The following is a 17,919-nucleotide window of genomic DNA, read 5'->3' as shown; positions in this document are numbered from 1 at the left end:
TATGAAAGGAATAAAAAAAATTGAATGGAGCGGTGAAGGAAAAATAGTAAGTAAACCTTCCAAATCAAATGCAGTAACTGTAATAGAAGCAAACCAATTTGTGTATTTTAAAATTGCAGATTGGCATAATGAAACTACTGCTGAAGAAAAAAACAAGGAAATATTATGGCGCCTTCTGCATTATAATCCGAGACAGACTATTCTGAAAATGAATAAAAAGGCTTCGGACACTTACGGAATAAAACTTCCTAAAAAGTTATGTGGTCCTTTTGCCTATTATGTTGAGGCAAGTTTGCCTATCGAATACTCTAAAACCGCTGGTATGGTTATTAATGGATGGTGTGAACCTAAAATTATCTCTAGCGCATGGTCTACAGAAACGAAAGGCGAGGATGTAAGGAAGTCACACAATTTTTGCTACGGAAACCCAATCTATCTCAGATTAGAAACAGAAGGGTTAAATGGGTATTGTAATCTAATTGTCGAGGTTTACCGTCGGGTAAGAGGAGGTAAAGGTATTGATGATGATGAACTAATAATTGTATATAAGCAAACTCCAGTAATAAATGGAGAAATAAACATCATATTAAGAGACACGATAAGCTGGAAAATAAAATATAAAAAAGAAATAGAAGATTTTTATATCAAAGTCAAGAATCCATCTACCGATCAATATATTGTAGATAATAAAAACCAAATCTATCATGCGCGTTATCTGCGTATCAAAAACAAAACGCAATTAATTTTGCCAAAAGTAGAAACAGGAACCAGTAAATCAAAAGTTGGTCAGAACGAGCCATTTAAAAAAAATCCTGGAAGCTGTAAGTTTACCAAAATTAGAATAAATTATTTAGAAGATGATCTGATTTTTGATGAAGGTAAGTTTATTCGACGCGCAAATCCAAATGATAATTTTGAAACTCTCGACAAAATTCATTACGATTATGACAAATGGGAAATTCGTAAAGATGCAAAACCAATACTTGATGAGGTAGCAAAATATTTAATTGAACCGCCTTTATTACCTGTAGAAATAGGGGCTCACACTGATATTAGGGGAACAGATGAATACAATTTAGAACTGTCAAGCAAAAGAGCAGATTCTGTAGTAAAGTACTTAATATCTAAAGGTGTAGATGCTAAATTAATTACTGCAAAAGGGTACGGAAAAACAAAGTTAATATATAAAGGAGAAAATATATCTGAAGAACAACATCAGGAAAATAGAAGAACGACCTTAAAGTTTAAACTTTTTGAAAATGATGCGCAAACTCTTGTGCATGATGTGGTTGTTCCAAGTTATAATAAACCAGTAGAGGCTACAATTTTTATTGAAGGTCTTAGCAGAAAAGGATGCCACAAAACAAAAGAGCATTTAAATAAATTGGAATCTTATCAAAGTTATGTAAAGTTAGATCCTCACGATTTAATAGAAAATAAAACCAACGAAATAAAAGTTAAACTTAATTCATTGCTTCCAGATGTGCCAAAAATGAAAGATGTATTTTCTTTTGGAGACAAGTATAGAAGTAAATACCACTATTATTTACATTCCTGCGCTTATTACTCCATTACAGATCACCCTACTTTTACTATAAATGCATATCCTGATGTGGTCTGGATAGCACATTTTCAATATAATTATACGCATACAACAAAAGGTGTAGAAGCTAAAACTCCTTATTATTTTCATAATAAAAAGTTGGAATTAAAAAATGGAATAGAACAAGAAATTAAAGAGATTTCTCAATCTATTATAGGCGATATACTTCGATTATTTCCAAGTGGATGGCTTACACAAAATGTCCTATGGCCGTACATGCAAAAAGAAGCAGAAATTTACGATGTAGGCTTGCATGCCATATATGACCGTAAAATTGAAAAAATAGGAATACCACTTAGTTTAGAAGGCAAAGAATTAGATTTTATTAAGACAGATAATGTTACAAGATATATTGTTGCATATGTAATCTATCAAATGGTGGCAGTAGGAATTGTAATAGACTTATTGATGCTTTATCTTACAAGAGGAAGAAGCGCACAAGGAAAGCTGGCAAAAATCGCTAAGAAAATAAAAAAAGTATCTAAATATCTAGATGATGCAGGAGCAGAATTAGTTCCGCCTTCAATTGCCATAAATACAGGAATGTATTACAAAATGCTTGAAGACAAAAGAGTGGCATTGATTGTTGAGGCTAATATAAAAGCTGATCCTTTAGTAGCTATAAATTTTGAGAAAAAATTCAATTTAGCTGATCTAATTAAGGAGAAGTCTGCTAAAGAAAGCAATCAAAAAAAGAAAGATAAAATAGAAAACGTCTTAAAAAAAATAGGCGGTAATATTATAATAACATTAAAAATATTTGGGGAAATAAATATTGAGCAAAATGTTCAATATAATGTTTTAACTGAGCAATACAGTTTAAAAGATATGTTTAGCGAATTGATTCAAAATAATAGCACAACTTATAGTAGAAAAATAAATGGAACTGTCTTATTAGAAGGAAATATTTCCAAAAAATTGTTTGAATTTTCACCTTTAGAATTGCAGGTTGATGCTAAGATTAAATTTGAAATGGATTGCGAAGCAGTCATAATAACTCAATTTGGATATGATAAAAAAGAAGGGAAGGGATTGTACATGGAACAGAAATTAAAATTTTCTGGTTTAAAAGGCACTTTTACAGGAAATATAAAAGGGCGGAATGATATTTTTGGAGAATATGAATATTCTTCAAATAATAATGACCCTATTGATTTTATTTTACTAGAAGGGAAAACAATTACTTTAAATAAAATTTATTTTTTTAATTCCAAACCGCAAAAATAGTACACAATGAAAACAAAAATTTCAATCATTTTATTATTTGTTACAATTATATCATCTTGTCAAAATAAACCCATAATAATCATGCAAAATCCAGAAATAACAGAAAAAAATATAGTAGATAAATTAGCTTCAAATGTAAAACATTACAAAAAAGAATCGATGTACCAATTGTTGATAAAAAGCAATTGGTGTTCTTCTGAAATATTAGTTAATGATATTCCAGTCTATAAGAATTTCCAAAAACCTCTTGATGCTCCTACTCAGGATATAAATAATTGCATTTTTAAAAGTGGTATACAAAAAGTTACAGTACGTCTATACCCCGTAGGTAATTATAAAGATGAGAATATAGACAAATTTATTCCAGAAACAAGTATGTCAATCATAGTTAATGAATATGATAAGAAAACTGATAAAGATACAGAAATAGGAAAATTTGCAACAGTAAAAAAGGGCTTAAACGAAGATAATAGACCAATAATTATTGGGAACAGTAAAACATACTATGAGGCTAGTTTTACTTTTGAAGCAGAAGTACCTTATGCGATTGAAAATTTTGAGAATGCTAGAGATTTGAAAGACTGGGATAAAGAATTATTAGAAAAAAAACTCGTATCCGAATATCATAAAATTCAATCAATATATCAAAACAAAGAATATGATAATATTGCAAAAATTTCGTACCCTAATTTAAAAAACCAGTTTATATCTGAATATCAAAATCGTGATTATATAAATGATGTCTGGACAATGTTAATGGATGCTTATAGACTTCCATCATTTGAAATGCAGCCTATTGAAAATTACAAAATGGTATTTTTTGCAGATGGTAAACTAGTTGCATTAATGCAGGATTCTATTGATCCTAGAGTAAGAGGTAATAGTTCATTATGGGCAAAATTTGATGATGGAGAAGGAATTAAAACATTGTTTTGTAATCGTTATTTCTACATTCCAAAAGGAGAAACAGAATTTAAAATATACTAGAAATGAAGTTTTTAAAATTGATACTTCTTGGGTTTTTATCATGTTTTACAGCTTGTTCTCAAAATAATAAAATGAGCAATTTAACGAGCAAAAATTATATTGAAACAATGATGAATAATACAAAAAGATATACATATGAGCCAATGTATTTTTTGACCTATGAGCAAAATGTTTGTTATTCAGAAATATTGGTAAATGATATTCCTGTTAATAAAAATTTTACAGAAATGGTTGATGGAGGAACGCTTCGTCTTAATAATTACATCTTTAAAAGTGGTATTCAAAAAGTGACGGTAAGAATGTATGCCATAGATAATAATAAGGATTTTGATTTTTCAACATTTACAGATGAAACTAACATGAAAATTGAAATAACAGAATCTGACAATAGAAAACGAGATTTAAAAGGTAAAGAAATAATATCTTATGTAACACCTCTTAGCACATATAAAAATGCTGATGGTTATGAAAGAACAAAATTTGTAGGTTCAGGAAAGAAGTATTATGAGACAAGTTTTACTTTTAATGCTACTGTACCATATGAGTTTCATAGTTTAGAAAAAGCTCGTGATTTAAGTAAATGGGACAAAGATATGTTAGAAGAAAAAATTTTAAAGTTCTATAAAAATCAGTGGATGATTATTGATGAGAAAAGAGTAGATGATTACTTTTCATATCTGGATTTGAAAGAAAAAGAAACTTGCCAAAGTGAGTTTAGTAATAAAACAGAATTGGAAGAAAATTTGGAAGCTTATTTAATGCCTTTTACAGATCCAACTTTTAAACTTGAACCTTTAGAAAATTATGTTGTGAAGTATTATGGCAATGGCAAACTAGTATGCTTAGAACTCAAAAGTTTAGAAAAAATTATGAGAGGGAAATCAGCTTTATGGGGTAAATATAAGGATGAAGAATCTGTAAGAGCAAAATACAGAAAATATTTTTTATACATCCCAGAAGGAGAAACAGAGCTTAAAATTTTGAGATAGAATGAGAAATAATTTGATTTTTAGTTTACTGATGGTCTGTTTTTATGGTTGTTCTCAAAACAAAACAGAAATAATCATGCAAAATCCAGAAATAACAGAAAAAAATATAGTAGATAAATTAGCTTCAAATGTAAAACATTACAAAAAAGAATCGATGTACCAATTGTTGATAAAAAGCAATTGGTGTTCTTCTGAAATATTAGTTAATGATATTCCAGTCTATAAGAATTTCCAAAAACCTCTTGATGCTCCTACTCAGGATATAAATAATTGCATTTTTAAAAGTGGTATACAAAAAGTTACAGTACGTCTATATCCCGTAGGTAATTATAAAGATGAGAATATAGACAAATTTATTCCAGAAACAAGTATGTCAATCATAGTTAATGAATATGATAAGAAAACTGATAAAGATACAGAAATAGGAAAATTTGCAACAGTAAAAAAGGGCTTAAACGAAGATAATAGACCAATAATTATTGGGAACAGTAAAACATACTATGAGGCTAGTTTTACTTTTGAAGCAGAAGTACCTTATGCGATTGAAAATTTTGAGAATGCTAGAGATTTGAAAGACTGGGATAAAGAATTATTAGAAAAAAAACTCGTATCCGAATATCATAAAATTCAATCAATATATCAAAACAAAGAATATGATAATATTGCAAAAATTTCGTACCCTAATTTAAAAAACCAGTTTATATCTGAATATCAAAATCGTGATTATATAAATGATGTCTGGACAATGTTAATGGATGCTTATAGACTTTCATCATTTGAAATGCAGCCTATTGAAAATTACAAAATGGTATTTTTTGCAGATGGTAAACTAGTTGCATTAATGCAGGATTCTATTGATCCTAGAGTAAGAGGTAATAGTTCATTATGGGCAAAATTTGATGATGGAGTAGGAATTAAAACATTGTTTTGTAATCGTTATTTCTACATCCCAAAAGGGGAAACAGAATTTAAAATATACTAGGAATGAAGTTTTTAAAATTGATACTTCTTGGGTTTTTATCATGTTTTACAGCTTGTTCTCAAAATAATAAAATGAACAATTTAACGAGCAAAAATTATATTGAAACCATGATGAATAATACAAAAAGATATACATATGAGCCAATGTATTATTTACACTATGAACAAAATATATGCTATTCGGAAATACTGGTAAACGATATTCCGGTTAATAAAAATTTTAAAGAGATGTTGGATGGAGGCACATTTGAGATTAACAATTGTATTTTTAAGAGTGGCATTCAGAAAGTAACTTTAAGAATGTATCCTGCAGGCAAGCATGGTTTGAGGGATTTACAAACTTTGGCATGGGATACTAATATGAAAATAAGAATAACAGAATCAGACAACCGAAAACGAGATTTAAAAGGGAAAGAAATAGCCACTTACATAACGCCATTAGCTACGTATGAAGCTGACGGATATGAAAAAACAAGGTTTATAGCTACTGGAAAAGACTATTATGAAGCAAGTTTTACATTTAATGCGACTATGCCTTATGAATTTAACAGTTTGGATAAAGCCCGTGATTTAAGCCAGTGGAAGAAAGAAATATTAGAAGAAAAAGTGGTTAACTTCTATAAAAACCAATGGAAGATAATCAATGAAAAAAGAGAGGATGATTATTTTTCTTATTTAGAGTTAAAAGAGAAACAAATCTCTCAGAGCTTGTTTTACAATAAGACAGAATTGCAAGAAACTTTAGAATCTTATCTGGAGGCTTTTACCATTGCAGATTATAATCTTCAACCATTAGAAAGCTATGAACTCAAATTGTATGGTGATGGTAAAATAGTATGCTTAGAGCTCAAAAGTGAAGATAAAAATTTAAAAGGAGAATCTGCCTTATGGGCAAAATATGATAAAGATAGAATGGCAGATTTTTTAAAGTATTATTTATACATACCAGAAGGAGAAACAGAGCTTAAAATTTTGAGATAAAAAAAATGAAAATATGGGATTATTTGAAAAGATTAAAAATGAATTCATTGATATTATTGAATTTATTGACAATAGTAATGATACAATTGTAGCCAGATTTGAGAGGTATCAAAACGAAATAAAAAATGAAGCAAAGCTAGTTGTTCGCGAAGGGCAACAGGCGGTTTTTATTAGTGAAGGAGTAATTGCAGATATTTTTAATCCAGGTACATACACTTTAAATACTCAAAACCTACCTGTTTTGACTACTTTAAAAGGATGGAAATATGGTTTTAATAGTCCTTTTAAAGCTGAAGTTTATTTTGTCAATACAAGAAATTTTTTGGATCAGAAGTGGGGGACAAAAAATGCTGTAACACTAAACGATAATCGTTTTGGAATGTTAGAACTTCGTGCTTTCGGAACCTATACTTTTAAAATTATAGATTCAGGAAAATTTATAAAAGAAGTTGTAGGCACCAATGGCCAGTTTACAACAGAACAGATACAAGAACAATTAAAAAGTACTATCGTAACACGTTTTACAGATGCTATAGGAGAAGCGAATCTTCCTGTAGAAAATTATGCTTCAAATTTAAATGAGCTTTCAACGGCTATTTTTAGTTATATGAAAGACGATTTTGAAGCTTATGGTATGGAGGTAACTAAATTTTTGCTCGAAAATGTATCAATGCCAGATGAAATCAAAAAAGAGATATTTGAGTTAAGCCGATTAAATACTATAGATTTATCAAAACTTACACAGTATAAAACGGCAAAAGCAATTGAAGCTGCCGCAAATAATCAATCTGGGGTGGCAGGTGCTGGTGTTGGTATGGGAGTGGGATTAGCAATGAGTGGCATGATGAACCAAACCCATGTTCAACAGCAACCTCAAAACACACCGCCTCCAATTCCTGCCGAATCAAATTATTATGTAGCAATCAATAATCAACAATCTGGTCCTTTTACCAAAAATCAAATTAAAGAAATGGAAAAAACGGGACAGTTTGTTCAAGAAACTTTGGTTTGGTGTCAAGGATTGTCTGATTGGAAGAAAGCTGTTGAGGTTGAAGATTTAAAAAACATTTTTGAACAAAGTCCACCGCCATTACCAAATAATTGATGCCTGTAATGAACGAAGCAGAAATAAACGAAGAACAATTAAGCACTTCAAAATGTGCTAATTGTGGTGCGGAACTGAAATATAAGCCAGGAACGAATACACTAGTATGTGAATATTGCGGTACAAAAAATGAAATACGGACAGAAAATACAATTATTGAGAAACTGGATTTTTATGAATATCTCAAAAAATCTGAATCTGAAGATTTTGAGACAGAAAAAATAATTCAGTGTAAAAGCTGTGGTTCTATTTCATCGGTAGCAGAAAATTTAAAATCTTTATTTTGCCCGTATTGCGGTACCGCTTTGTTAGAAAATGATATTCGAGATGAAAGATTTATAAAACCTAATTATATTGTTCCCTTTAATTTAGACACTCCGCAAGTTTATAATATACTTTCAAAATGGATTGATGGCCTATGGTGGGCACCAGATAATTTAAAGAAAACGGCGCTTTCTCATAGAGGATTAAAAGGTGTTTATATTCCATATTGGACATTTGATTTGCAAACTTTTTCTGAATACACAGGAGAAAGAGGAAAAAATTATACTTCGACAGTTAAGGTAGGGAGAAATAAAATTCCAATTATAGAAACAGAATGGAGTGATGTCTCGGGCTCAATTTCTGTTGCTTTTGAAGATATTTTAACTCCTGCCTCGGGAAATATTGATAAAAACTCCTTAAAACAATTATTTCCTTGGGATATGGGAGCCTTAGTTAAAATGAACGATAAATATTTAGCAGGTTTTGTAACTGAAAAGTATAAAGTTAAATTAAATGAAGGTTTTCAAAATGTACAAAACACTATTAATAGCACAATAAAAACTGAAATTTGCAGAAAGATTGGAGGAGACAACCAGCGTATTAATAATTTAAAAACAGCATCGAGTAATATTAAATTTACGCATATTCTACTACCTGTATATGTAAGTACCTATACATATAACAATAAACTATATTGCTTTTATGTCAATGGAAGAAGTGGCAAATTAGTAGGAGAACGACCGTACAGCAATCTAAAAATTGCATTAGCAATTTTAGTTGCCATAATTATACTTGCCATTGCTATTGTTCTTTAAGATTTATATAGATGCTTCATTTAATGCGGTTTACTGTGATTAAAATTTAAAATTAACGCAGTTTAAAAATGCTTAACAAAACAGTTTAGTTTTTTTTAAATTTTAATTTGTTAAAATCTAATTGATTTTTGTATTTTGGTCATCCCAAATCAATACAAAAACAAATATGAGAACCTACTTTGTTGCCATCTTACTGATGGTGTCTCCTTTCTTGATGCACAGTCAAGACATCGTTAAACTAAAGCAGATTAACATTGTAAAAACCAATTATCAAAACTCTAAAGACGGTGAAATTGTTAATAAAACAATGGTTTTTAAAGATGGTAAAGTTCAAACAATAACTACTTCTGATGTTGTACAGCATTTCTATTATAACAAAAACGGATTGCTAGACATGACCGTAAAAGATAAAGTTGGAAGTGACTGGAAAGAAGTAATCAACTATACTTACAATCCTGATAACAATATTACCAAATTTGTAAAAAAATATCAGGAAGGTCCAAATTATATTACCAAAACAGTTTCGTTTGTATATGAAGGTGCAAGGGTAAAAGTAACTACAAAAAAGAGTACTAATCATCAGAATCTAGTAGACGATATCGAATATCTTGTGGAAAACGGAATTATTGTAAGACGTACTTCACGTGATAGAAACAAAGCGATTATTGGAAAACTAGAATATGTATATGTTAACGATAACGTGTCGAGACATAAAGGTTTGGTTGGAGATAAAATCTCTAAAACATATACTTATGATGATAAAAAATCGGTTGACCAATTAATCGTTCAAAATCTTTTTGGTGATAACTACAAAGTAATCGTACCTATGATTTCTTATCACGAAGAGGAATTTGAGTTTGAATCTATTTCTTATAATAACGAAATGAATTTCAGCCCATCATCAACAGCATTGGTTGCGGTGAGCAGAAAGTACAAATACAACAAATTAAATTATCCAATTTCTTGTTCTCAAATTGAGGAAAACGGAATTGTAAAAACGGAAAAAACGTTTATTTACGAATAAGGGTTTTAAACTTAGACCATTCAATTTAAAAGTGGAGCTTTGTTGGGTATATCTCAACAGGTTCCATTTTTTTTGCAGTTTATTTTCAATCGAATTTAGATATAAATGCAAAAACAAAATTGTATAATTGATTGTAGCAGACAAATGATTAAATTTGCAACTTATTCAAGACTATGTTAGAAAAAGAAGTTATAAATTTTGAGAGAACAGTAATCGTTGGTATTGTTACTCAGAATCAAAGTGAAGAAAAACTAAATGAATATTTAGACGAATTGGAGTTTCTGACTTTTACCGCTGGCGGTGAAGTTATTAAACGCTTTTCGCAGAAAATGGAACGCCCTAATCCGAAGACTTTTGTTGGAACGGGAAAAATTGACGAAATCAATCTGTTTGTAGTAGAAAACAAAATATCGACTGTAATTTTTGATGATGAATTAACGCCTTCACAGCAAAAAAACATTTCAAGAATTATTGACTGCAAAATTCTAGACAGAACCAACTTGATTCTGGACATTTTTGCGCAGAGAGCTGAAACTTCTTATGCAAGAACGCAGGTAGAGTTGGCGCAATGCCAATATTTACTGCCAAGACTTTCTGGTTTATGGACACACCTTGAACGCCAAAAAGGGGGTATTGGTATGCGTGGACCTGGAGAAACAGAGATTGAAACCGATAGACGTATTGTACGTGACAGAATTTCGTTGCTGAAAGATAAAATCAAAACGATTGATAAGCAGATGAGCATTCAGCGAAGTAACCGCGGCGCAATGGTTCGTGTAGCTTTAGTTGGATATACGAATGTCGGAAAATCGACTTTGATGAATGCCATTGGAAAAAGTGATGTTTTTGTTGAGAATAAATTGTTTGCAACTTTAGACACAACGGTTCGAAAAGTAGTAATTAAAAACCTTCCATTCCTGCTTTCTGATACGGTTGGATTTATTCGAAAATTGCCAACACAATTGGTTGATTCGTTTAAAAGTACGCTAGATGAGGTTCGCGAAGCAGATTTGCTTTTGCATGTAGTAGATATTTCGCATCCCGATTTTGAAGATCATATTGAGTCAGTAAACAAAACTTTGCAGGAAATAAAGAGCAACGATAAACCCACCATTATGGTTTTTAATAAAATCGATGCTTATAAATATCTTACTATCGATGAAGATGATTTAATTACGGAAAGAACCAGAAAACACTGGTCGCTTGACGAATGGAAACAGACTTGGATGAGTAATGTTGGAGAAGACAATGCATTGTTTATTTCGGCTAGAAACAAAGAAAACTTTGAAGAGTTTAGAGAAGTAGTTTATGAAGCGGTTCGTCAGATTCATATAACACGTTTTCCTTACAATAAATTTTTGTATCCAGATTATAAGGATGCTGTGGAAAAGGAAGAAGAATAAATTTTAGATCAAATTCCAAATTAGAAAATTCCAAATTCCAATTTCTGTAGATTGTGAATTTAAAAATAATTGCCTCCAGATTTATCTGGAGGTTTTTTTGTTGAACAGGAGAAGGCTTTAGCCAAACTATTGTAGTTTGACTAAAGCCTTTTTTATTGTTTCTTCGTAAAGCTAAATTTAGATAAAGCTTTGCGAACTTGCGTTTTAAGTGTAGTTTTTCATAAAAAAAAACTTTGCGCCCTTTGCGTTAAAAAAACAAATTAGAATCCGAAATTAATTCCTAAACCAAATACTTCTCTGGTTTGGAAACCTTGAAAGGCATTGTCGTCATAAATGGCTTGAAACGATAAATTTGCCGATAGAAATTTATTTACTTTCATTACAATATTTAACGAGTAATCGATGTCGACATTTTGAGGATCTTCAAGATAGTTTGAATAAAGATTTAAAGTGTTTTCTGCAGTAACGTTGGTCATAATGGCGAGTTTGTAATATACAGAAGCATAGAAACCTAGTTCATAACGCATACTTTTATTAGCATCTACACCAAAATAGTCACCATCTACGTAATCAATTCCAGAGGTGTAAGCATTATCTACAAAAGTGAATTTTGAGGTTAACGGAGCAAAATTGAGTTTTAAATTGTCATCTTTCGTCCAATAAATACCGGGACCTGTGGTTAAATAACCTGGCGACATGAATTTGGTGTTTTCGGTTCTAATTTCCTTACCGTTTTCATCTTGGCCGTAAATATAACCAGTTGTAAATTGGGTTCTGAAATTAAGGAAATAAGAATAGTACCATTCTCCAAAAGCTCTTTTCCCAACTATAGAATTGAATTCGAGTCTGTCATCTGTCTTCTTTTCAAAATCAGCATTTTTGGTTTGCAATAAACCGTAAGAGGCTAAAAGTTTGTTGTCCCAAGTGATGTCATCTTTTTTGTAATTGAAATCGTAATTGATTCCCAGTGTTCCAGAAAAGCTGTCTTCACCTCCAGCAATCCAGTTATTGAAGCTGGACTGATTTAATAAAAGTGAGACAATTCCTTTTGTTTTCCAGCCTTCTCCTTCTATAGTATCGTTAATTTTTTTTACTGCTTTTTCAGTGTTTTTAATTAACTCTTTTTCTGAATTTTGGGCTTGTACAAATGTGAAGTTTACTAAAATGAAAAGTAATAAAGTTAGCTTTCTCATGGTTTTTAGTTTAGAGTGTATAACCAAATATACTAAAAACCAATGGAAAGTTAAGGGAATACTGTGTGTTATTGCAGGTTATTTCTTAGATTCTTTATACAAAGGCACTGCAGAACAGGCTTCGCCGTACATAATACTTCTTGCAAAAGGCTGTAAATAGGTTGTAGCTAAAATATAGGCTCTCATAGGAACTGGTTTTCTAGAACAGCCTTTCACAATAACAGGTTTACTTTGGTAAACAGAATAATCGATTTTGCTTAAAATCTCTTCGTAAAGACTTGAGTCAAGATCTTCAATACTTCCGTTTACTACTTTTTTAGCAAATGGCGCTAAATGAACACTTACTAAGATTAAAGCCCAAGCCGGAATTATAGCATCTGTACTGCAATACACAGCTACATATTGATCTTGATATTGTGACCAGTCATGATTTTTAAGATGCTCTCTAAAGTCTTTTTCTTTTAATAAAAAACCTTCTAAAAGCCATTGCGAAATGTCAATCTGCACACGCATTCCTTTAGGATAATAATCCTCAAGATCAAATACTTCTAACGCACTGTTGGCAACTTTGTTGATGATTTCTTCCATGATATTATAGTAGGCAGTGTTCAGTTTTTTAGTATTCAGAAATACTGATTACTAAAAAACTGAACACTGAACACTTTTTATTAAAGCATTCCTAATTCTAATTTTGCTTCTTCGCTCATTAAATCTTTGCTCCAAGGCGGATCAAAAGTAATTTCAACATCTACATCTTTGATGTTTTCGATTGTTTTTACCTTTTCTTCAACTTCTCTTGGAAGACTTTCTGCAACTGGGCAGTTTGGTGAAGTTAATGTCATTAAGATTTTTACTTCGTAATCGGTGTTTACCATTACATCGTAAATTAATCCTAATTCGTAAATATCTACAGGAATCTCAGGATCGTAAATACCTTTTAAAACTCTTACGATTGATTCTCCTAATTCGTTTGTGTCTATTTCTTGTTCCATTTTATTTTTTGTTTTTTTACCATATAAGTTATATAAGTTCATTTAAATTACTTTGTGTTTCCAAAGATCATTTAAGGATAATCTTAAATTTTCTTATATGCACTTATATGGTTAAATTTTTATTTTTTTAATCTTCGAGTAAGCGATATCGTTCGTTTACATATGTTTTTTGACCTTCATGATAAATATTTGTAACATTGAAATTTATCATTAATCCTATTGGAGACTCTAAAAGTTTCATATAAGACATTAATTTTGCAATATGTATTGGAATAATTTGGTCCACCGCTTTCAATTCTACAACCAAACAGTTTTCTATAAACAAATCACATCTTAAATCTGATTCTAGTTCCAAACCTCTATATTCAACAGGAATCTTCAGTTCGGATTGAAATTTAATTCCTCTTAAAGTTAATTCTTTTATCATGCACTGATGATAAATACTTTCTAAAAGTCCTGCGCCAATTCTTTTATGAACTTCAATTGCTGCTCCATTAACTTGATAAATTAAATCAGTCAAATATTTCTTTGTAATCATTACTTTTTTTAGCAATATTACAAATAAAAAGAAAGATAAAACTTACTTTTTTATGTTTTCACAACCATATAAGTTATACAAGAAATTTAAGTTCTGCTTTTAAATGAACTTATATAGCTTATATGGTTTAACCTTATTTATTCTTAGCATCAAAAGCCAAAGCGTACATTTTGATGTTTTTGATCATCGATACCAAGCCGTTTGCTCTTGTTGCCGATAAATGTTCTTTTAAACCGATTTCATCAATAAAATCTGTGTCTGCTTCTAGAATATCCTTAGCTTTTTGGTTGGAGAAAGCGCGAATTAAAATCGCAATAATTCCCTTTGTCAAAATCGCATCACTGTCGGCAGTAAAAACTATGTTTCCATCTTTTTCTTCGCCTTGCAACCAAACTTTAGACTGGCAACCTTTAATTAAATTCTCGTCGGTTTTGTATTCTTCTTTAATTAACGGAAGACTTTTTCCCAGTTCGATGATGTATTCATAACGCTGCATCCAGTCATCGAACATTGAAAATTCATCTATTATTTCGTTTTGAATTTCTTTTATTGTCATAATTATTCTTTAGAAAAATCAACTAATAAATTTACTAGTTTTTCGATTTCTTTTGGAGGAAAACCATTGTCGAAACCTGGAGTTTCGTATATTTTTCCATCTTTTGTTATTTTTAAATTGCCAATTGCGGCACCATCATAAGTACGTTTGTCAGTTGGAGCTTTCAAAGAAGAAAGACCTTCTAAATTAACTTTTGAATAAGCAGAAACAATTTCGTTCCATTTTGCGTCATCAATATTGCTTTTCACAGCTTCGCCATTACGCTCTTTTGTAACAGAAACTGTTTTGTTTTCTACGGTTATCACTTTATGATAACCTCTTGAAAGTGCAGAATATTCAATTTGAGTTGATGCCATATCTGCTTTTTTTTGACTGCAGCATCCGCCTGCGATAAAAACAGTTAAAAGTAATAATGATAGTATTCGCATAAATTTATTTTTTAGCTTAACATGGTTTGTGCTTTTTTCACAGCATCAACCATTAAATCAATTTCTTCTTTGGTATTGTAGAAAGAAAACGAAGCGCGAATTGTTCCTGGAATACAGAAAAAGTTCATAATTGGCTGAGCGCAATGATGTCCGGTTCTAACCGCAATTCCTAATTTATCTATAATAGAACCAACGTCATAAGGATGAATTCCATCAATATTAAACGAAACTACAGAAGCTTTATTTTTTGTGTTTCCGTAAATTCTGATGCCTTCAATTTCGTTAAGACGTTTTGTAGCATGTTCTAATAATTCATTTTCGTATTCATGAATTTTATCAAAACCAATTTCGTTTAAATAATCTATTGCCGTTCCTAAAACAATTCCGCCAGCAATATTTGGTGTTCCTGCTTCAAATTTATGAGGAAGATCTGCGTATGTTGTTTTTTCGAAAGTCACTTCTTTGATCATTTCGCCACCGCCTTGATATGGAGGAAGTTTGTTTAACCATTCTTCTTTTCCGTATAAAATTCCGGTTCCCGTTGGACCGCACATTTTATGACCCGAAAAAGCATAGAAATCACAATCTAGTTCCTGAACATTGGGTTTTAAATGCGGAACAGCCTGCGCGCCGTCAATTAAAACAGCAGAGCCAACAGCGTGCGCTTTATCAATAATATATTTTATTGGATTGATTACACCCAATGCATTTGAAATGTGATTTACGGTTACGATTTTTGTTTTTTCAGAAAGTAAAGCATCAAATTCTGAAATAATTAATTCTCCGTTTTCATCAATTGGAATTACTCTTAAAACAGCACCTGTTTTTTCGCATAACATTTGCCAAGGCACAATGTTACTGTGATGTTCTAATGAAGAAACCACCACTTCATCGCCTGGTTTTAAAATAGAAGCAAAACCGTTTGCAACTAAGTTAATTCCGTGTGTTGTTCCCGAAGTAAAAAGCACTTCATGAGCATGTTTTGCATTGATATGATCTTTCACTTTTCCGCGTGAAATCTCATAAGCATCAGTCGCTAACTGGCTCAAAGTGTGAACGCCACGGTGAATGTTGGCATTGATTTCGTTATAATATTTTACTTCCGCATCAATTACAACTTGTGGTTTTTGCGAAGTAGCTCCGTTGTCGAAATATACTAAAGGTTTTCCATTAACTTTTTGAGAAAGAATAGGAAAATCGGCTCTTATTTTTTGGATATCTAACATATTCTTATTTAGAAAAAATCTATTTACAAAAGTACTAAAACTAAATTTGTTTATACAGGAATTCTATAATTTCCTTTTATGGTGCCATCGATTGGAGAGCTAAATGTAGATTCCGTAAAAATCAAATCCCTTTTCTGAATTATCTGAAACAGAATTATAATTTGAGTTCTAAAAACGTGAACATAAATTATTTATATTGCATTAAAAATAAACTAATCATCATGAAAAAATTTCTCAAAGTACTTTTGCTTGCAGTAGTTCTTGCATTTTTGTATTTCGGATTTACGACTTATCCGAAGCTCGATTTGATTTCTGGTTTCTCGGCCAAAAGTGTGGCCTCAGGACATTTTATTGATAATCGTCCGTTGGATTTAATTCAGAAAACAGACAATGATATCGATATGATTGATCTGGCAAAAAACTCAATTGATGATGCAGGGAAATTTGCCATTTCGTCTGTTTATGGATTGAAAGAGCGAAAAGCAATTTACCGTGAAGGATTAGGAGCGACTTTGATTAATGATAATTTTGATATTTCGAAACCGTATTTACTTCCAAAAAGAACCAAATTAGAAAACAATCTTCCTTTTCCGTTCGGAAATAACGAACCAAAAGATACTGCTTTTTCGAATGTTGATTATTCCAAATTAAAAAAAGCGGTTGATAATGCTTTCGATAAAACGGGAGGAAGAATTAAAAGAACGCGTGCCGTTGTAGTTTTATATAAAGACAAACTGATTGCCGAAAAATACGATACTGGATTTAACAAAGACAGCAAAATCTTAGGTTGGTCGATGACAAAAAGCATTACAAGTTCTGCTTTTGGAGTATTGGCCAAACAAGGAAAAATTGATATTTACAAACCGGCTCCAGTAGCAGAATGGAAAAATGACGAACGTAAAAATATTACGTTGAACGACTTGCTACACATGAATTCTGGTTTAGAATGGGAAGAGAATTACAGCACAATCTGCGACGCGACAAAAATGCTTTTTCAAGCGGAAGATATGGGGAAAGTGCAATTGGATAAACAGGCACAATTTAAACCTAACACTCATTGGAATTATTCTTCTGGAACGACCAATTTATTATCGCTGATTTTAAGAAGACAATTTAAAACGCAGCAAGAATATCTTGATTTTTGGTACAGTGCTGTTATCGATAAAATCGGAATGAACTCGATGATTGTAGAACAAGATATGTCTGGAACTTTTGTGGGTTCTTCTTACGGATGGGCAACACCGCGCGACTGGTCAAAATTCGGATTATTATATCTACATAAAGGAAATTGGAACGGCGAGCAAATCTTAGACGAAAGTTGGGTAAAATATACTGCAACTCCAACCAATACTTCTGAAGGAAAATATGGCGCTCAGTTTTGGTTAAACGCTGGAGGAAAATTTCCAGATGTTCCTCGTGATATGTTTTATTGCAGCGGTTATCAAGGTCAAATGGTGGCTATTATTCCGTCTTTGGATATGGTGATTGTGAGAATGGGAGTGAAGGAAGAGGAACCGGGATTTGATTTTAATGGGTTTTTGAAGGAGGTAATTGATAGTGTAAAGAAATAAATAGTTTAGTAGCTCTCCTGCAAGGTTTCCAAAACC

17 protein-coding genes are annotated in these 17,919 nt (G+C 31.4%); 10 read left to right on the top strand and 7 right to left on the bottom strand.

Annotated features, from left to right (window positions below; genetic code table 11):
• Nucleotide 1 precedes the first annotated feature (1 nt).
• The 9 genes from ACWA1F_RS02600 (at nt 2) to hflX (ending at nt 11,379) form a co-directional block, all read left to right on the top strand.
• Complete coding sequence (locus tag ACWA1F_RS02600) at nt 2-2,830, top strand: OmpA family protein (protein WP_456891361.1); 2,829 nt, start codon at nt 2-4, stop codon at nt 2,828-2,830.
• Nucleotides 2,831-2,836: 6 nt separating this feature from the next.
• Entirely contained in the window at nt 2,837-3,817 is a 981-nt protein-coding gene (locus tag ACWA1F_RS02595; protein WP_456891359.1) for a hypothetical protein, read from the top strand.
• Nucleotides 3,818-3,819: 2 nt separating this feature from the next.
• Complete coding sequence (locus tag ACWA1F_RS02590) at nt 3,820-4,806, top strand: hypothetical protein (RefSeq protein ID WP_456891357.1); 987 nt, start codon at nt 3,820-3,822, stop codon at nt 4,804-4,806.
• 1 nt (nt 4,807) lies between these two features.
• Entirely contained in the window at nt 4,808-5,788 is a 981-nt protein-coding gene (locus ACWA1F_RS02585) for a hypothetical protein (RefSeq protein ID WP_456891355.1), read from the top strand.
• A 2-nt stretch (nt 5,789-5,790) separates the two neighbouring features.
• On the top strand, nt 5,791-6,768 hold the full coding sequence (locus ACWA1F_RS02580) for a hypothetical protein (RefSeq protein ID WP_456891353.1): 978 nt from the start codon (nt 5,791-5,793) through the stop codon (nt 6,766-6,768).
• Nucleotides 6,769-6,781: 13 nt separating this feature from the next.
• A complete protein-coding gene (locus ACWA1F_RS02575; protein WP_456891351.1) occupies nt 6,782-7,873 on the top strand; it encodes an SPFH domain-containing protein in 1,092 nt (363 codons plus the stop codon).
• Nucleotides 7,874-7,881: 8 nt separating this feature from the next.
• Nucleotides 7,882-8,952, top strand: a complete 1,071-nt coding sequence (locus tag ACWA1F_RS02570) for a TFIIB-type zinc ribbon-containing protein (protein WP_456891349.1) — start codon at nt 7,882-7,884, stop codon at nt 8,950-8,952.
• A gap of 166 nt (nt 8,953-9,118) precedes the next feature.
• Nucleotides 9,119-9,976: a hypothetical protein gene (locus tag ACWA1F_RS02565; RefSeq protein ID WP_306154473.1), complete on the top strand. Its 858-nt coding sequence runs from the start codon at nt 9,119-9,121 to the stop codon at nt 9,974-9,976.
• Nucleotides 9,977-10,149: 173 nt separating this feature from the next.
• On the top strand, nt 10,150-11,379 hold the full coding sequence (gene hflX, locus ACWA1F_RS02560; RefSeq protein WP_456891346.1) for a GTPase HflX: 1,230 nt from the start codon (nt 10,150-10,152) through the stop codon (nt 11,377-11,379).
• A 260-nt stretch (nt 11,380-11,639) separates the two neighbouring features.
• Here the strand turns inward: hflX and ACWA1F_RS02555 are convergent, their stop codons facing one another.
• From ACWA1F_RS02555 to ACWA1F_RS02525, 7 genes are all read right to left on the bottom strand, one after another.
• Complete coding sequence (locus ACWA1F_RS02555) at nt 11,640-12,572, bottom strand: DUF3078 domain-containing protein (RefSeq protein ID WP_306154476.1); 933 nt, start codon at nt 12,570-12,572, stop codon at nt 11,640-11,642.
• Between the two features lie 78 nt (nt 12,573-12,650).
• Nucleotides 12,651-13,160 (bottom strand): DUF2480 family protein, encoded by a 510-nt coding sequence (locus ACWA1F_RS02550; RefSeq protein ID WP_456891344.1) that lies wholly within the window; start codon nt 13,158-13,160, stop codon nt 12,651-12,653.
• Between the two features lie 80 nt (nt 13,161-13,240).
• A complete protein-coding gene (locus tag ACWA1F_RS02545) occupies nt 13,241-13,564 on the bottom strand; it encodes an SUF system Fe-S cluster assembly protein (RefSeq protein WP_012023258.1) in 324 nt (107 codons plus the stop codon).
• A 127-nt stretch (nt 13,565-13,691) separates the two neighbouring features.
• The gene (locus ACWA1F_RS02540; protein ID WP_456891342.1) at nt 13,692-14,102 is read right to left on the bottom strand and encodes a GxxExxY protein; all 411 of its coding nucleotides are present in this window, start codon (nt 14,100-14,102) and stop codon (nt 13,692-13,694) included.
• Nucleotides 14,103-14,235: 133 nt separating this feature from the next.
• The gene (locus ACWA1F_RS02535) at nt 14,236-14,658 is read right to left on the bottom strand and encodes a SufE family protein (RefSeq protein WP_456891340.1); all 423 of its coding nucleotides are present in this window, start codon (nt 14,656-14,658) and stop codon (nt 14,236-14,238) included.
• Nucleotides 14,659-14,660: 2 nt separating this feature from the next.
• A complete protein-coding gene (locus ACWA1F_RS02530) occupies nt 14,661-15,086 on the bottom strand; it encodes a hypothetical protein (protein WP_456891338.1) in 426 nt (141 codons plus the stop codon).
• 11 nt (nt 15,087-15,097) lie between these two features.
• Nucleotides 15,098-16,312, bottom strand: coding sequence for an aminotransferase class V-fold PLP-dependent enzyme (locus ACWA1F_RS02525; RefSeq protein ID WP_456891336.1), 1,215 nt, complete (start codon nt 16,310-16,312; stop codon nt 15,098-15,100).
• Nucleotides 16,313-16,533: 221 nt separating this feature from the next.
• Here ACWA1F_RS02525 and ACWA1F_RS02520 point away from each other — a divergent pair, with 221 nt between their 5' ends.
• Nucleotides 16,534-17,883 carry a serine hydrolase domain-containing protein gene (locus tag ACWA1F_RS02520; protein ID WP_456891334.1) on the top strand — a complete coding sequence of 450 codons (1,350 nt, stop codon included), beginning with the start codon at nt 16,534-16,536 and terminating at the stop codon, nt 17,881-17,883.
• Nucleotides 17,884-17,919 lie beyond the last annotated feature (36 nt).

This window comes from Flavobacterium erigeronis, assembly GCF_054075165.1.
The sequence above is the reverse complement of the archived record's forward strand: the minus strand, read 5'-3'. Positions and strand labels throughout refer to the sequence as shown.

What these genes read in the sequence shown, in the direction of transcription:
- ACWA1F_RS02600 (WP_456891361.1), top strand. Translation starts at nt 2, where the DNA reads ATGAAAGGAATAAAAAAAATTGAATGGAGCGGTGAAGGAAAAATAGTA.
- ACWA1F_RS02595 (WP_456891359.1), top strand. Translation starts at nt 2,837, where the DNA reads ATGAAAACAAAAATTTCAATCATTTTATTATTTGTTACAATTATATCA.
- ACWA1F_RS02590 (WP_456891357.1), top strand. Translation starts at nt 3,820, where the DNA reads ATGAAGTTTTTAAAATTGATACTTCTTGGGTTTTTATCATGTTTTACA.
- ACWA1F_RS02585 (WP_456891355.1), top strand. Translation starts at nt 4,808, where the DNA reads ATGAGAAATAATTTGATTTTTAGTTTACTGATGGTCTGTTTTTATGGT.
- ACWA1F_RS02580 (WP_456891353.1), top strand. Translation starts at nt 5,791, where the DNA reads ATGAAGTTTTTAAAATTGATACTTCTTGGGTTTTTATCATGTTTTACA.
- ACWA1F_RS02575 (WP_456891351.1), top strand. Translation starts at nt 6,782, where the DNA reads ATGGGATTATTTGAAAAGATTAAAAATGAATTCATTGATATTATTGAA.
- ACWA1F_RS02570 (WP_456891349.1), top strand. Translation starts at nt 7,882, where the DNA reads ATGAACGAAGCAGAAATAAACGAAGAACAATTAAGCACTTCAAAATGT.
- ACWA1F_RS02565 (WP_306154473.1), top strand. Translation starts at nt 9,119, where the DNA reads ATGAGAACCTACTTTGTTGCCATCTTACTGATGGTGTCTCCTTTCTTG.
- hflX (WP_456891346.1), top strand. Translation starts at nt 10,150, where the DNA reads ATGTTAGAAAAAGAAGTTATAAATTTTGAGAGAACAGTAATCGTTGGT.
- ACWA1F_RS02555 (WP_306154476.1), bottom strand. Translation starts at nt 12,572, where the DNA reads ATGAGAAAGCTAACTTTATTACTTTTCATTTTAGTAAACTTCACATTT.
- ACWA1F_RS02550 (WP_456891344.1), bottom strand. Translation starts at nt 13,160, where the DNA reads ATGGAAGAAATCATCAACAAAGTTGCCAACAGTGCGTTAGAAGTATTT.
- ACWA1F_RS02545 (WP_012023258.1), bottom strand. Translation starts at nt 13,564, where the DNA reads ATGGAACAAGAAATAGACACAAACGAATTAGGAGAATCAATCGTAAGA.
- ACWA1F_RS02540 (WP_456891342.1), bottom strand. Translation starts at nt 14,102, where the DNA reads ATGATTACAAAGAAATATTTGACTGATTTAATTTATCAAGTTAATGGA.
- ACWA1F_RS02535 (WP_456891340.1), bottom strand. Translation starts at nt 14,658, where the DNA reads ATGACAATAAAAGAAATTCAAAACGAAATAATAGATGAATTTTCAATG.
- ACWA1F_RS02530 (WP_456891338.1), bottom strand. Translation starts at nt 15,086, where the DNA reads ATGCGAATACTATCATTATTACTTTTAACTGTTTTTATCGCAGGCGGA.
- ACWA1F_RS02525 (WP_456891336.1), bottom strand. Translation starts at nt 16,312, where the DNA reads ATGTTAGATATCCAAAAAATAAGAGCCGATTTTCCTATTCTTTCTCAA.
- ACWA1F_RS02520 (WP_456891334.1), top strand. Translation starts at nt 16,534, where the DNA reads ATGAAAAAATTTCTCAAAGTACTTTTGCTTGCAGTAGTTCTTGCATTT.